Here is a 13,736-nt window from a genome sequence, read left to right on the forward strand (position 1 = left end):
TTTTTATATAAACAAAAGTTCTATGAAAAATTCCCGATTATTTTAATTTTTTTAGTTCTTTTCGGTCCCTTTCACACTTCCTTCTCATTAAAATAGAAAAGAACCCATTAAGGGTTCTTTTGGATTAAAACCTATTAAATATTTGTACAAATGTAAATTAAACCAAACAAAGTGTTAAATAAAAAAGTTGTGGGAATAAGAAAAGACAAAAAATTAACTGCCGATATTTTCACCGTTTGTCGATATAACGTCTTTATACCAGTAGAAAGACTTTTTCTTTTTGCGTTCCAATGTCCCGCTGCCATCGTCATGTTTGTCCACGTAAATGAAACCATATCGTTTCGAGAACTCGCCTGAAGACATGCTCACCATATCGATACATCCCCAGGTCGTATAGCCCATCAGCTCTACTCCATCTTCGATGGCTTCCCCCATTGCCTTAACATGTTCACGTAGATAATCAATTCTGTAGTCATCATGAATTGAACCGTCCTCTTCTACCTTGTCATAGGCCCCTAAACCATTTTCTACGATAAAAAGGGGAATTTGGTAACGGTCATACAATTTATTTAAGGAAATTCGTAATCCTACAGGGTCAATCTCCCAGCCCCAATCACTTGCTTTTAGGAATGGATTTTTCACACCGCCAATAATATTTCCTTGTGAAGCTTCTTCATCTGACTTCACCTTTTTTTCTGTTCTCGACATGTAATAACTAAAGCCGATATAATCAACCTTACCTTCTTTTATAGTTTCCAAGTCGCCGTCTTGAATCTCAAGTTCAATTTGATGTTCCTTAAAATAGCGCTTAATGAAAGCTGGATACTCCCCTCGTACCTGAACGTCTCCACAAAAGTAATTGAACAACTGTTCCTCTTGTAGGGAATACAGAACATTTTCTGGATTGCTGTCAAAAGCATAGACAGGGGCATATAGAATCATACAGCCGATTTGCGAATTTGGAATGACCTCATGGCACGCTTTAACGGCAATTGCGCTAGCAAGAAATTGATGATGATACGCCTGGAAGGTTGGCTGATATTTATCCTCTTCTTTTTGAATCGAAAAACCAAGGCCTTGAATCGGCATCACCAAGCCGCTATTGATTTCATTAAAGGTCATCCAGTACTTTACTTTATTTTTATAACGATTGAGAACGGCTTTTGCATATCTTTCAAAGAACGTCACTACCTGGCGATTTCTCCATCCGCCATATTCCTTAACAAGGTGAAGTGGCATTTCATAGTGTGAGATGGTGACAACAGGCTCAATCCCATACTTGTGCAATTCATCAAACACCCGATCATAGAAGGCTAAACCTTCTTCATTGGCTTCTAATTCATCACCATTTGGAAAAATCCGTGTCCAGGCAATCGACATTCGGAAGGCCTTGAAACCCATTTCTGCAAATAAGGCAATGTCTTCTTTATAGCGATGATAAAAGTCAATCGCTTCATGATTTGGATAGCTGTATTTTTCGGTATGGATTTCAAAATCAAATCCAGGGTTTAAAAGAACGTTATATCTCTCTTTTCCTCCTGGAAGGACGTCGGCAATATTTAATCCTTTATTTCCTTCTTTATATCCGCCTTCCATTTGGTTGGCTGCTGTAGCTCCTCCCCATAAAAAACCTTTTGGGAATTGATTTTCCATATCGGTACCCCCTGATATTTATTCCATAGTAGTTAATATTTGTTAAGCTATTTGAATTTAATCTCTTTACTTCATTAAGAATCGTACTGAATTTTTAATAGATAGTAAATAAGTTCGAGTGTTCTAGTTCCTAATCACACTGAAAGTCACTTGTGACAAAGATGTAACACTATGTGACATTCAATGAATTATGTTAAAATGAATGACGATCATTTTAATGAAGGGGTAAACAACATACATGTTTTCAAATGAAATAATTGCGTCTTTTAATGAATTAGAAACATCTTTATATAACTACATCAGTCAAAATGGTGACAAAGTTGCCTATATGCGAATTCGTGAACTTGCAGATGAAACCCATGTTTCTACTGCGACCATTTTACGTTTTTGTCGAAAAGTAAATTGTGAAGGTTTCTCAGAATTTAAGATCAAGCTCAAAATGTATTTAAAAGAAAGTAAAACGACGGTGATAAAAAGTTCTCAGCATTCGTTAGTCGAGTTTTTTGAACGGACATTAAAAGGAGATTTAGAGGAAAAAATCAGGATAGCAGCAAATCTTGTAAACAAGGCAGAAAATGTGATTTTTATTGGAATCGGAAGTTCAGGTATCCTGGCAGAATACGGGGCAAGATATTTCTCTAGTTTAGGTAAATTTTCAATGTATATAAAAGACCCCCACTTTCCTATTCACTCTAAACTAAGGACGAACAGTGTCACAATTGCTTTATCTGTATCGGGAGAAACCAATTTTACGATTACCCATCTCCATCAACTGAAACAAGAAGGAAGTAAAATTATTAGTATTACCAACAATAAAATCTCAACGATCGCAAAAATTTCTGACCACAATATTTCTTATTATGTATCGGAAGAATTTATTGAGGAAGCGAATATTACAACTCAAGTACCTGTTGTCTATATTCTTGAATCAATGGCTCGTGAAATCTACCAACTTAATCAATAACCGCCTAGCTCTAAAAAAAGAAGCTGCCTAGCCCGGCAGCTTAAGCTTCATCCCTGTAATTTTCAAATCGCAGATTTCCGAAATTCCGATGGTGAGCAGCCTGTGATTCTTTTAAAGTTGTTACTAAAATAGGCTAAATCCGCGTAGCCCACCCTCTCCGCAATTTCTGACATTCGTAATGTTGTATTTCGCAAAAGTCGTTTGCTTTCTTCAATCCGCAACTCCGTAAGATAATCAACGAATTTTTTATTTAATTGCTGCTTGAACAATTGACTTAAATAACTTGGATTCATATGTACACTTTCGGCCGCATCCTTTAGTGTGATTTGGTCTAAAGGTGTTTTTTCTAAATACTGTAATACTCGATCGATTGTTGAGGAAGGAAGACTTTCATCTACCTTTTTAATTTCAATGTCTTTAGCTTGTCTATCCAGCCACTTTTCAAGACAAGCTTTTAGTTCCGTTTCTTCGACTGGTTTGAGCAGATAATCGGTCACTCCTGTCCTCAGAGCCTGCTGAACGAATTGAAACTCGTCATGCACGCTGATCACAACTACATCCTGCTTCTTATTTAAATAACTCAATTCCTTAACAAATGAAAGTCCGTCCATAATAGGCATCCGAATATCCGAAATGATTAAATCCACATTATGATTCTTTATCCAATCAAGTGCTTCCAGGCCATTTTCACATTCGTGTACAACGTGCAATGGAAGATTTAACATATTTATGGTCCATTTAAGGGCTGTACGAACCCACCTCTCGTCATCAACCAACAAGATCGTCTTTCTCATGGTTTCTCCCCCTCCAGATGCTGGTCTATAATCGGTAAATAGATCAATACCTTTGTCCCCGATCCAAATTTACTTCTGACCGTGATCCCATATGCCGGGCCAAATAAATAATGTATCCTTTGGTGCACATTTAAAATTCCAATATTCTTCCCATCTTTGGCTGGTGTTAATAGGTTAATTCTATTCCTGATTTCTTCTAGGTTCCTTTCCTCTATTCCCTTCCCATTATCGCAAATACTGATCACATAAGTTGATTCAGAATAACGGTAAACTGAAATCACAATTTTGATTTTACTAACTCCAGCATTGTGACCATGAATAAAGCAATTTTCTACCAATGGCTGCAGGGAAAACTTAATAGCCTGAAGTTCCATTGCCCATTCGGGAATATCAAACTGATAGTCAAAACGGTCCTCAAAGCGAAACTTTTGAATCTTAAGGTACATCTCGCAAAAATTGATTTCCTCACGCAGACTGACCGTGGAAGATTGATTATTTAAATTATAGCGAAGCAATTTTCCAAGCGAATAAGCCATTACGGCAATATTCTCCTGATTTTCCTCCAACGCCATTCCCCTAATCGTCTCGAGTGAATTATAGAGGAAGTGAGGATTCATTTGTGATTGAAGCATTTTTAACTCTACTTCTTTTTGCTTAAGCGACATTTCAGCTTCTCTTAACTTAGATACGTATACTTCCTCAAGTAAATTAGCTAGTTTTTCAACCGTATTATTAAACCCTGCCGTTAATTGACCAATTTCATCATTTGAAACCACACGGACTCTGCCTTCAAGATGGCCCGTCTCTACTTCCTTCATGAAATGCTGCAACCGGCGAATCGGACGAATTATGCTAGTCGCGAAGCCAAATCCGATGAGATAGGCCAAAATTAATGAAACGATTATCGTGGTAGAAATGGTTTTCTCAATCTGGATTATCCCGCCGGTTAAATCCCTGTATGGAACAGCTGATAGAAACTGCCAGCCCAGGTTTTGTGAATAAGAGAACGTAACAAAATCTTTTCGTTTATTATCTAATATCTCTGTATGACTTCCATCTGTTTTTAAGGTAACAAGCTGCTTGTATTCTACCTTTTTTCCAAGCTTCGTGTAATCAGGATGGTAAATGTAATGCCCGTTTGCATCCAGGATAAAGAAATAGCCATTTTTACTGATCGTTACCTTATTTGAGATTTCTTCAATTCGTCTAAAATTTATATCAATGATGAGAATTCCAACGGGCAGAAGGGTTCGGGGATTATAGAGACGCCTGACAAGTGAAATAACAGGCTGCTGATTATTTGCTAATATCAATTTCCTCGTAACTAACATACTCATCCCGTTTAGTGGCACTAACCGATACCAATACTCTTCTTTGATTTTAGTCGCTGGATAAAAATTTCTTGCCCCGAGGGTATCAATGACTTGTTCGTTATCTAATAGGATCGTGATATTACTAATATCTGCCCTTGAGTACTCTGCCGCTTTTAAGGTATTTCGGGTAGCATCTATCATACCTTGTTTATGATCGGATTTTGTTGATTTTAATAGACTGGATAATTCCGGGGAATTAATGATCTTGAGACTGGTGATTTCAAAATCCTGTAAATAATATTCAATATGCGTTTGTACTTGGTCGATGACTTGTCTGCTTGATTGTCGGAGTTCATTCTCAAGCTCAGCAGATGAACGTTTATACGAGAAAATTCCTACTGAGAGGACAGGAAAAATAACGAGAAAACTTGAAAATACGCAGAGTTTAATCATTAAGGATTGATTTTTTAAAAGTATATACCGTTTTACAAATTCTGCTATTTTACTCATTCTTTTTCCTTCCCAACCAGTAGTATTTTTTAAAACAGAAAAGACCCAGCTGGTAATGGAACTTTTACCAACTAGGTTTTCTGCAGGCTCGCGCTAAAGATTATGGACGGGCTTTTTCGATCGCATCCATTACGTCTTTATAATCTTTTGAATATGATTCCACCATTGACTTAACCGCATCTTTCCATGGTTGGATATCATCCACTTCTGTAAAGACTACGCCAGCATCTTTTAGTTTCTTAGTGGAACGCTCTTCCCATTTATCCCATTCTTCTCTTTGTGTTTTCACAGAATCAAGGGCTGCCTGTTTAATCAATTTTTGATCCTTGTCAGAAAGCTTATCCCATGCAGTCTTACTAATTAGCAATACTTCTGGAATACGCTGATGATTGTCTAAAATAATGTTCTTGGCTTCTTGATAATGATTAGAAGAGTCAAAGCTAGGAAGATTATTTTCTGCACCATCAATAATTCCTGTTTGCAGGGCACTGAATACCTCTCCATATGGCATAGGCGTTGCACTTGCACCTAAAGCTTCCATGAAATCAATATTAATTTTACTTTGTTGTACACGAATCTTTTGACCTTTTAAGTCCTTCACACTTTTTAATGGTTTAGTAGAGTAAAAGCTGCGTGAACCGGAATCGTAGTAAGCAAGCCCTTTCATTTTAGACTGCTCTAATCCATCTAACAATTTAGTTCCCATTTCACCGTTAAGGAAATTCCATAAATGCTCTTCGTTTTCGAATACATACGGTAATCCAAGAGCAGTGAACTCCTTATTAAATTCAGCAAGCGGGCTGGCGTTGATTCTAGTAAACTCAATTGCTCCTAATTGCACTTGCTCTAACACGGATTTTTCATCCCCTAATTGAGCGGATGGAAATACTTCAATTTTAATACGGCCATTCGTTCTTTCCTCTACTAATTCAGCAAACTTTTTGTCACCAACAACTGTTGGATAATCAGGCGGCTGATTGTCTGCCAAACGGAAGGTGTATTTAGGCTCCTCTTGCTTCGCCCCTCCGTTTTTTGTGCTTGATGCCTCTTCCTTTCCACAAGCTGCGAGGATGGTCCCCATCAATAAAGTTGCTGCTAAAACCCCAGTAATCTTTCTTTTCTTCATCTAATAACCCCCTTGATATTTTTTAAAAATTTATTGTTACCTTTCCTTCGGCTACTTGACTAACAAATGTGGCAGCCACAGTACCACCTCAGGAATATAGGTAATAATTAAGAGAACGACTAGCAGTGCATAGAAAAATGGCATCATCGCTTTTGTCCCTTGCTGGATCGAGACCTTTCCGATCGCACAGCCGACGAACAATACCGTTCCAACCGGTGGCGTCAATAGACCAATCCCTGCATTTAAAATAAGGACAATACCAAAGTGAACGGGATCCATTCCAAAACTTGTAACCACTGGAAGCAGGATAGGCGTCATAATTAAAATCATGGGTGCCATGTCCATTGGTGCCCCAAGCAACAGCAACAGAATATTAATAATTAAGAGAATAATAAGTGGATTATCAGAAATACTTAAGAATAAATCAGTTACCATGGCAGGAACTTTTAAATAAGCTAAGATCCAGCCAAATGAAGCTGAAGCTGCAATTAAGAAAAATACCATCGAGACTGTTCGCATCGTCCGGGTTAAAATTTTCCATAAATTCGCTAATTTTGCTTCTCGATAAACGACAAATGCTAGAATAAAAGAATATAAACAAGCTAAGGCCCCAGACTCTGTTGCGGTAAACCATCCTGTCAGGATCCCGCCTAAAATAATAACCGCAGGGCTCAGTGATAATAAACCGTGTATAAGAATACCGCCTATTTCAGCTCTAGGAACAGGGTCTGCTTTTTGGTAGCCTCGTTTCCTGGCAATAATATAACCTGTAATCATTAAGGAAATTAACATGATAAATCCAGGAACAATCCCTGCCATGAATAAACTTGCAATCGAAACGCCGCCTGCTGCTAAGGAGTATAAAACTAGGTTATGACTTGGCGGAACGACTACCCCTTGAATGGCTGAAGCGATGGTAACACCAACGGCATAGTCTGCCTCATAGCCCTTCTTTTTCATCATCGGGATCATAACGGAACCAACGGAAGAGACGTCTGCGACTGCAGAGCCGGAGATATTCCCAAAAAACAGGGCCGCTACGCTGTTAACCATGGCGAGTCCCCCGCGGATCCTGCCAACTATTAAACTAGCAAAATTGACAATTCTTGTAGCCAGTCCACCTTCACTCATGATTTGTCCTGTTAAGATAAAGAACGGAATCGCAAGCAGTGAAAAGGAGTTCATTCCTTGGATCATTTGCTGCCCTACAACAGGTAGCGGAATCTTCAGGTAAATTACTGTTAGTAGAGATGATGCAATAAGCGTCAGGGCAATCGGAAAACGAAATAAGATTAAAATGACAAAGCTTGAAAGTAGGATTATAATCCCAATTGTATTTGTGTCCATGTTACATTCCCTCCTCTATGTCTTTATGACGATTGGTATTAATGTTAAAGAATTGGAGAAGAGAATAGACACAAATCATCACTCCAGTAACCGGCATGACGGCGTAGGTTATGCTGCTTGGCAGCTTCGTTGCCGGCAGGGTAGAATCCAGCATCAATACGGTAAAGTCCCAGCCTTGTATGACTAGATATAACCCAAAGGCAAAAGTGGATGCACTAATAATCTTGTCGAGAATCTGATTGAATTTCTTTGGAAATAGATTGGTGAATGAATCGATCCCCATATGGATATACTCGCGAAATCCAATTGCGATGGCCATAAAGGCAAACCAGGCAAGGAGCAGAAGCGTAATTTCCTCTGACCAAAAGAAAACAAAATTAAATAATTTCCGTGTCATAACCTGTGTGGTTACGACCAAGATTAAGGCTACTAACGACAGTAAAGTGAATTTTTCAAAAACTTCATCGATAATTAGTCCTATTTTCTTGATTACATTCATAAGCCTTCCTCCAACTGAAAACGTTTTCTTGCTTTTATTTTACGGACCTTATGAATGTTTTTAAATGTTGTTTTTTTAGGATAATTTGTGATTTTTTTAGGTTGGTGTTTTTTGTTAGTTTATTAAACGAATTAATAATACAAGTTAAACTTATCATGTTTATCGTTTTCATTCAACTGCATACAGTTAAATGATTCGTCTGTCTTTCTCAATAAAAAAGTACAAAGAATTATTTTTTTTGTGGCTGCAAATTAAAGGTGAAGTTGATTCGAACAGCGTTAGGAGAAATTTGTATAGGTTTGTCCGAATGCGGGATTTTAGTTTGATTGAACAAGCTGGATACGGAGTTGGTCTGTCCGCATCTGTCTTTGGTTCGGACAGGACCAGCTGAAAATCTAGCTCGTCTGTCTGATGTTGGCCATGGTTCGGACATACCCACAGCTAGTAATTGGGCCGGACTGTCCGAACTTGGCTCTATTTCGGACATCACCTGCTTGAATTTGATCTGGACTGTCTGAAGTTGGCTCTTCTTCGGACACCACCTGCTGGAATTGGGCTGGGCTGTCTGAAGTTGGCTCTTCTTCAGACAACACCTGCTTGAATCTGACCTAGACTGTCCGAACTCGGCTTTTCTTCAGACAACATATCTTGAAATCGGGGATCGCCTGTCTGAACCCGGCTCTTCTTCGGACATCACCAACTAGAAATCAGGCTCGCCTGTCGGAACCTTTCCCTAGTTCGGACATCACAATCTGAAAATCGATCCCCCTTAGTCCGAATCCCTAACCACATAACCATTATTTTTTAAAACTCTCCTGATTTCCTCAATATGGTCCTGATTTTTCGTTTCTAACGCAAGCTCAATTTGTGCATAGCCAGGATAAATATCCTTGCCAACATGATCAAGATGAACCGATTGAATATTCGCATCCAGCTCAGAAATCGAGCTCAATACCCTTTGCATCTCACCCGGCTTATCTTTTACAATCATAGAAAAATTAGCATATCTTCCCGACTCCACCATCCCACGCTCAATAATTCGCGAGATAAAATTTACATCAACATTCCCGCCGCTGATAACCGCAACCACATTCTTCTCTTTAAAATTCACCTTCTGATATAAAAGCGAGGCTAATGAGACAGCTCCTGACCCTTCCACCAGCAGCTTATTTCTTTCTAATAAAAGTAACATCGTTCTGGCGATTTCCATTTCATCCACACAAATAATATCATCCACATATTTCTCTACCAAATCATAATTATGTAACCCTGGTTTCTTAACAGCAATTCCATCTGCCATCGTCGGCGAAGACGCCACACTTACAGGTTCATGTTCAACTAATGATTGTTTCATACTCGGGCAAGCCATCGCTTGAACGCCATACACACGAACATGAGGATTTTTCTCCTTAATGGCCAGTGCAATGCCGCCAATCAATCCACCACCGCCAACCGGAACCATAATCGCCTCCACATCTGGAAGTTGCTCCAGTATTTCTAAACCGACCGTCCCCTGTCCAGCAATAACCGCATCATCATCAAAGGCATGGACAAAAGTTGCCCCCATCTGATCCTTTAATTCCAAAGCGTACGCAAGGGCATCATCAAACGTATGTCCTTGCAATACAACATCGGCTCCGTACTGTCTGGTCGCCGACACTTTACTAAGCGGCGCGCCCTTAGGCATGACAATTGTGCAAGGAATTCCTAACATTTGACTAGAATATGCGACACCTTGGGCATGATTTCCCGCTGAGGCGGCCACGACTCCTTTTTGCAGCTCCGCCTCCGTTAAAGAAATCATTTTATTATAGGAGCCTCTTACCTTAAAAGACCCTGTTTTCTGCAGGTTTTCCAACTTTAGATAGACTTTATTATTAGCTGATATCGTACTAAAGGTTTGCGAAAAATCTAGTGGAGTTGTATGAACAATCCCCTTCATTTTTTCTCGTGCAAGAATAATATCATCTAGGGTTATCAATGAAAATACCTCCTACATCCCACTTTATTATTGTTAGGATGTGCTTGGTCCAGTGATCTATACTTCTCTACGGAACAATCCGTGGAGGCAGAACGGATTCTTCTTCAAGAACACGAAGACCGCCCATAACCTCATAGGCAGATCCAACCGACACAAGGAAATCACCTGTAATCGCCAGTTTTTGTTCTTGGATCAACTTAATTTGATCATTTTCTCCAATTTGGCTTTGTACAGATAAAGCCTCTAATAATTGACCGATGGTCCGAATCCAAGCCCCTGTTAAAATTTGCTGTTCACCTAACTGATAGAGATCTTCTTCTAACTGGTATAATCCGGATAACCCTTTTATTTCAATAAACTGTCCAATCACTTGAATCCAGAGTCCAAGGGCAACCTCTTTCTCCAATTGTAATTTTTTATCATAGTTGTCTTCCTTACCTTCGCTTTTCGGATCTTTCGGCTGTTTAGGCACCTTGAATACTCCCACCTCAGTACACAATTTTAAATTTATTTTATGATACACCAGCACAACTGTGAGTGTTTTTTAACTGTGATGGGACTTAGTCAAACTGCCCCCATATGGCATAAAGTAGTAAAAAGCCAATACGAAAGATAATAATAGGCGGTGAATGGAATTGTTTGAAGTAGGAGAATGTAAGTACGGCAGGGGAATCTTTGCAACGAGAAATATCTACAAGGGCGAACTGATTCATGAGGCCCCAGTTATTATTTCTCCCAGCAGCGAATACAAAAAATTGAAGAAGACCATTTTTATAGAGTATGTATTTTGGTGGGGCGAAGATTTAGAGGAATGTGCGCTGGCATTAGGCTACGGCTCGTTATTTAACCACTCCTATACACCAAATGCTTTATATAAGCTCAACTTAGCCCAAAAAACCATTGACATTTATGCCCATACCGATATTAAAGAAGGCGAAGAAATTATGATTAACTACAATGGCGATCCATTTGATCAAACACCCGTGTGGTTTGATGTTCATTAACCTCTTATAAAATGATTGAAGGGACCTAAATTGGCCCCTTTTTATTCCTTATTGGTACAAGATATCATCTTTCAGGGAAGCTACCTTTGTTAATGCTTGATCAATATCTGCTTCACTCACACCATAATGAGCAAGTGCGTCATGCAAATGGTTAACAATTGCATTAAAATGTTCGGGCTGTAAATTCATTCCATGATGGGCTTTCGCCATGGATTGACCAGAGTATTGATTGGGCCCGCCCAGTGCAAAACTGATAAATTTCGTTTGATGACTTTTTTGCTTTTCCATATCGGTGTGTTCAAAAAATTGATTGACTGTCTCATCCTTTAAAACTAACTCATTATAAAAGTAGTCTACCACTTTCCCGATTGCTTCTTTTTCCCCTAATTTTTCATAAAGATTTTCTTCCATGTTTACTCACTCCTATTCTCTAACATACAGAGCTATTCTCCTCAGAATAATTGATATTATTCAATATTATCGGAATAAATTGAGTAGAATATTTTTCTTTTGTTAGAAAAAAATAAGAAAAATGAGGTTAGGGGAATCTTAGATGCAAACTAATAATAATGTCATTAAACCAGTAAAATTAAGCCCAAATAATTTAAAACCGAGTGCAAAACTAACTGCACCTGAAATCGGAAAACTATGGGCAACTTATGTAGGGAATAGTATGTCAATCCAGATAGTAAAATACTTCCTTAAACATGTGGAAGATGAACATATTAAATTGCTATTGGAAAACGGCAATAGTTTAGCTGAAGATTTTATGCAGCGGATCAAGCAATTCCTTTCAAAAGAAAACTTTCCTATTCCCATTGGTTTTACAAAAGACGATGTAAATCTTGGAGCTCCTCGCTTATTCGAAGATGAATTTTACGTTCATTATTTAAAGTATGCAGCAAAAGCAGGGCTCAGTTTATATAATGTGGCGATTCCTTTAGTGATGAGAGAAGATATCAGAGACTTTTTCATTTATTGTAATGTCTCTACTATTACCTTTCTCGGTCAGTTGAACGATGTTTTGATGACGAAAGGTCTTATCATAAAACCTCCAATACTGCCTATACCCGAAAAAGTAGATTTTATTAAAAAACAAAACTACTTAAAAGGATTTTTAGGAGAAGTTCGCCCGCTTCACGCACTGGAAATCACACATCTTTACGATAACATAGAAAATAACACGACCAGCAAAGGCTTATTAATTGCATTTAGCCAGGTTGCAAAGGATGAAAAGGTCCGGCAATTTCTCATTCGCGGCCGTGAAATAACAGACCGATCTGTTAAGCAATATAGTGAAAAATTACAAAAGGATAATTTACCTTTCCCCACTCAGTTAGATCATTTAGTAACGGAATCAACCTTTTCTCCATTTTCCGATAGATTAATGGTCTTTCACAAAGTTGATATGTTCTCGATGAAGATAAGGTCGTTTGGAAATTCAATAGCGGTAAATGGAAGAAGAGATATTGGGTCCATGTATATGCGCTCACTGGCAGAAATGTTGGTTTACGTGGAAGATGGGGCTAATATATTGATTGATAATGGCTGGATGGAGGAGCCTCCAAAAGCGGCCGATCGATCCGATTTAGCATCCAATAAATCTTAGTTATTGGATGCTTTTATTATCATTATTTTATTAGTAAATCCTCTAAAGCGGGCTGGAGTAATGAGAAGGAGAATTCAAAGCCTTCTCGTTTTAAAATTTCCGGAACAACATGCTGTCCTTCTAATACAAGTGCACTCTTTTGCCCAAGTACCCATTTCATTGCAAATGAAGGTACCGGCAGCCAATGCGGGCTGTGTAAAACGGATCCAATTGTTTGACCAAACTCCTTCATTCTAACTGGAACAGGGGCTGTGACATTGACCGGCCCATGCAATGGTTTTTCTAAAACAAAATCAATCGCCCGAATAACATCCATCACATGGACCCAAGAAACCCATTGTTTACCAGAACCAACTGTCCCTCCAGCAAACAGTTTATAGGGCAATACCATCAATGGGAGTGCACCACCTTCTTGGCCAAGCACGACTCCAAACCTCATAAAAACTGACCGAATACCAGCTGATTCAACTTCCTCCGCTTGCTTTTCCCAGTCATGAACCGTTTTACCTAAAAAATCATCGGCGACTTCTCTAGATTCTTCTGTATAAACAGTATTTTGGGACGCTGGGTATACTCCGATGGCACTTGCATTGATAAGAACACTGGGCCTTTTTTCCAATCTGCCGATAATCCGGATCAGTTCCTTTGTCGCCATCATCCGGCTGTCATATATTTGCTTTTGATGACTCCTATTCCATCTCCCCTGATTGATCGAAACACCTGCTAAATTAATAAATGCATCTGCGCTTCTTATTTCCTCCCCAGGTGATGCCCCATCAGTCAGCCAATTCACATAGGTAATTTTTTCGGCTGGCATTTGTTTTGTTCTAGTTAATATAACTATTTCATGCCCTTTTTTTAAAAGGAAGTTGGTCAATTTTTGGCCGATAAATCCTGAACCTCCAGCGATAACAATTTTCATATTGCCCCTCCCAT

14 protein-coding genes are annotated in these 13,736 nt (G+C 38.8%); 3 read left to right on the top strand and 11 right to left on the bottom strand.

Features of this window, described 5'->3' with window-relative positions; all coding sequences use genetic code 11:
* Positions 1–213: 213 nt before the first annotated feature.
* Entirely contained in the window at positions 214–1,653 is a 1,440-nt protein-coding gene (locus V7266_RS09565) for a glycoside hydrolase family 1 protein (RefSeq protein WP_335467661.1), read from the bottom strand.
* Between the two features lie 238 nt (positions 1,654–1,891).
* Between V7266_RS09565 and V7266_RS09570 the strand changes: the two genes are divergently transcribed.
* Positions 1,892–2,617, top strand: coding sequence for a MurR/RpiR family transcriptional regulator (locus V7266_RS09570; protein ID WP_335467662.1), 726 nt, complete (start codon positions 1,892–1,894; stop codon positions 2,615–2,617).
* A 62-nt stretch (positions 2,618–2,679) separates the two neighbouring features.
* On the opposite strand, the gene V7266_RS09575 is transcribed toward V7266_RS09570, so the two are convergent.
* The 8 genes from V7266_RS09575 to V7266_RS09610 form a co-directional block, all read right to left on the bottom strand.
* A complete protein-coding gene (locus V7266_RS09575) occupies positions 2,680–3,411 on the bottom strand; it encodes a response regulator transcription factor (protein ID WP_335467663.1) in 732 nt (243 codons plus the stop codon).
* The gene (locus V7266_RS09580) at positions 3,408–5,234 is read right to left on the bottom strand and encodes a sensor histidine kinase (protein ID WP_335467664.1); all 1,827 of its coding nucleotides are present in this window, start codon (positions 5,232–5,234) and stop codon (positions 3,408–3,410) included. The genes V7266_RS09575 and V7266_RS09580 overlap by 4 nt, the downstream gene beginning before the upstream one ends.
* Before the next feature lie 100 nt (positions 5,235–5,334).
* Positions 5,335–6,360 carry a TRAP transporter substrate-binding protein gene (locus V7266_RS09585; RefSeq protein ID WP_335467665.1) on the bottom strand — a complete coding sequence of 342 codons (1,026 nt, stop codon included), beginning with the start codon at positions 6,358–6,360 and terminating at the stop codon, positions 5,335–5,337.
* A 51-nt stretch (positions 6,361–6,411) separates the two neighbouring features.
* Positions 6,412–7,707: a TRAP transporter large permease gene (locus V7266_RS09590; RefSeq protein WP_335467666.1), complete on the bottom strand. Its 1,296-nt coding sequence runs from the start codon at positions 7,705–7,707 to the stop codon at positions 6,412–6,414.
* Position 7,708: 1 nt separating this feature from the next.
* Entirely contained in the window at positions 7,709–8,206 is a 498-nt protein-coding gene (locus tag V7266_RS09595; RefSeq protein WP_335467667.1) for a TRAP transporter small permease, read from the bottom strand.
* Positions 8,207–8,601: 395 nt separating this feature from the next.
* Positions 8,602–8,796 carry a hypothetical protein gene (locus tag V7266_RS09600; protein ID WP_335467668.1) on the bottom strand — a complete coding sequence of 65 codons (195 nt, stop codon included), beginning with the start codon at positions 8,794–8,796 and terminating at the stop codon, positions 8,602–8,604.
* 179 nt (positions 8,797–8,975) lie between these two features.
* Positions 8,976–10,187: a threonine ammonia-lyase gene (ilvA, locus tag V7266_RS09605; RefSeq protein ID WP_335467669.1), complete on the bottom strand. Its 1,212-nt coding sequence runs from the start codon at positions 10,185–10,187 to the stop codon at positions 8,976–8,978.
* Between the two features lie 67 nt (positions 10,188–10,254).
* A complete protein-coding gene (locus V7266_RS09610; RefSeq protein ID WP_335467670.1) occupies positions 10,255–10,659 on the bottom strand; it encodes a hypothetical protein in 405 nt (134 codons plus the stop codon).
* Between the two features lie 163 nt (positions 10,660–10,822).
* On the opposite strand from V7266_RS09610, the gene V7266_RS09615 reads away from it, so the two are divergent.
* A complete protein-coding gene (locus V7266_RS09615; RefSeq protein WP_420491363.1) occupies positions 10,823–11,191 on the top strand; it encodes an SET domain-containing protein in 369 nt (122 codons plus the stop codon).
* A 48-nt stretch (positions 11,192–11,239) separates the two neighbouring features.
* Here the strand turns inward: V7266_RS09615 and V7266_RS09620 are convergent, their stop codons facing one another.
* Positions 11,240–11,602, bottom strand: a complete 363-nt coding sequence (locus V7266_RS09620; protein WP_335467672.1) for a group I truncated hemoglobin — start codon at positions 11,600–11,602, stop codon at positions 11,240–11,242.
* Positions 11,603–11,744: 142 nt separating this feature from the next.
* Here V7266_RS09620 and V7266_RS09625 point away from each other — a divergent pair, with 142 nt between their 5' ends.
* Positions 11,745–12,800, top strand: coding sequence for a DUF3231 family protein (locus tag V7266_RS09625; protein WP_335467673.1), 1,056 nt, complete (start codon positions 11,745–11,747; stop codon positions 12,798–12,800).
* 22 nt (positions 12,801–12,822) lie between these two features.
* Here the strand turns inward: V7266_RS09625 and V7266_RS09630 are convergent, their stop codons facing one another.
* Complete coding sequence (locus V7266_RS09630; RefSeq protein WP_335467674.1) at positions 12,823–13,722, bottom strand: TIGR01777 family oxidoreductase; 900 nt, start codon at positions 13,720–13,722, stop codon at positions 12,823–12,825.
* Positions 13,723–13,736: the final 14 nt, after the last annotated feature.

Origin of the sequence: Neobacillus drentensis (assembly GCF_036965645.1) — a bacterium.
Lineage (GTDB): Bacteria > Bacillota > Bacilli > Bacillales > Cytobacillaceae > Neobacillus > Neobacillus drentensis_D.